The following is a 1,905-nucleotide window of genomic DNA, read 5'->3' on the forward strand; positions in this document are numbered from 1 at the left end:
TTAAGGTGTGAGCAACGCAATACCGAAGCTCCCGCATACCACCTTAAACACTAAAAGCAACGCATTGTGAAAATGCCACGCGTTGCGAATCACTCTTAAACAGATTGTTAGGTGAATTTATACCGCTGAAAGATAAATGCAAACTTCTCTCTCACCACCTTGCATACGAAGTGTTTGATTTTCTACGTAAGTAACACCAAGTTTATCGATAACTGACTTTGAACGGTCATTACCAACAAGATGCATGACCTTTAACTCTCGCAATCCATGACTTTCTTTTGCGTACTCAATTAATGCCTTTGATGCTTCTGTCGCATAACCTTGCCCCCAAAAATCAACGCCCAACCAATAACCCAAGATTCCTTGGCCATCTTTTAAGCTCGGCAAACTCACGGCTCCAATAAGCTCTAACGATTCTTTACGGACAATCGCATAAACAATGCTCTCTCCGCTGGCAAAGCCAACTTCATGTGTTTCGATCCATGAAATTGCATCTGAAACTTTATATGGATGCGGTATGTTTGCCGTCATCTCAGCGATTCGTTTATCACCGGCCAACACAGATACTTGCTCTGCATCAGAGTGTTCAAATGGCCTAAGGATTAAACGTTCTGTTTCTAAAACTTGCTGCATTATTCCCCCAATTCACCTAACGCCTTGCTAAGGTGCGGCTAACCACCACGAAACCCGAGCAAAGCCACCGCAATCACTAAACCCAACCGAACCAAAATCGCCAAAGGTTAGCCGTCACTCTTCAGCAATTTGTTATATTTACATTTCGAAGTATTTTTGACCATTCTCCCAATCATGTTGCAAAATATCATTAAGGTGAAATGTGCCATTTTTTAACCAGTGATTTTGATCACTGAAAAGATGGTTAACCATAAAATTTGCCCAGAAGTCTTCAATGGTTTCAACTCCATCAATTAAAGCCTGCACTGCATAGCCTATGACACGCATAGTTAAAGTATTTGTAAGATGGTAATACCACTCAACCCTCTTGGGATCTATGTCTTCAGAGTTAAGTTCACTAGAGCCCTCATGGAATATTGCACAGCGATATTGATACATTTCCTTAATTTCTTTAACCCACACTTTCCCCATTGGATTGATATTTGACTTGAATTTTTCATTGTCGACAAGAGTATCCATGATTGCTTTGGAATCTGCACCTCTTGGTGCGCCGATAACCATACAATACCTACGAACAAAAGCACTGTCCGTGCACTCTTTATCAGGCAACATAGCTTCAAGACCTATCCAGTTAAATGCAAACTTATGCGTAATGTGCGAGGAAAACTGTGCTTCACGTTCCCACTCTAGGCATTTATAAATCCGTTTACCTAGATCATTTAATGTCCCTCTTAGAAAATGACCTAGTAACCAATCCCAAACGTCAGTTTCTAAGGCCTTAACAATACCCGGACCAAATGGAGAATTAGAGCTTGTTATAGGTTCAAAGTTTCCTTCGTTGCAAACAACTCCAATAGCCTTTCCTTGACTGCGATCCCAATTAATAAATCGAGCTTTAGCCGAGAAGTACTTTTTGTTAAATAGAGCCAAAGCCATATCCGCTACAATAAGCGCATTTTTAACTGTATCTTCATCAATGTTTACTGTTGGTACGATTAGCAATTTGGGGTTATTTAGCGTTAGTTTTTCAGATGCTTCTAGTCCAAAACTTTCAAACGAAGATTTTAAAGATGATGAGAAGGGACTTTTCATTGACTCTGGAAGATCACTAACTTTACAAATATACATGTCAGGACCAAGTCCTAAGGGAACTACTGGTGTAGTAATCATGCCTGTAACAACTACAGCAACCCATTGTTGGTACTTTCCTAAATCGATTGTTTTCACTATATCCCTCGTAAATATAACGCCGCATTAAGGTGTGAGCGACGC

Annotated in this window: 2 protein-coding genes; both read right to left on the reverse strand. The window is 40.3% G+C overall.

Features of this window, described 5'->3' with window-relative positions; genetic code table 11:
* Window positions 1–117: 117 nt before the first annotated feature.
* A complete protein-coding gene (locus A1QO_RS18225) occupies window positions 118–633 on the reverse strand; it encodes a GNAT family N-acetyltransferase (RefSeq protein ID WP_017040962.1) in 516 nt (171 codons plus the stop codon).
* 138 nt (window positions 634–771) lie between these two features.
* Entirely contained in the window at window positions 772–1,860 is a 1,089-nt protein-coding gene (locus A1QO_RS18230) for a hypothetical protein (protein ID WP_017040963.1), read from the reverse strand.
* Between the last annotated feature and the right edge of the window lie 45 nt (window positions 1,861–1,905).

The sequence above is a fragment of the Vibrio genomosp. F10 str. ZF-129 genome (genome assembly GCF_000287055.2).
In the GTDB taxonomy this organism is placed as follows: domain Bacteria; phylum Pseudomonadota; class Gammaproteobacteria; order Enterobacterales; family Vibrionaceae; genus Vibrio.

What these genes read in the sequence shown, in the direction of transcription:
- A1QO_RS18225 (WP_017040962.1), bottom strand. Translation starts at nt 633, where the DNA reads ATGCAGCAAGTTTTAGAAACAGAACGTTTAATCCTTAGGCCATTTGAA.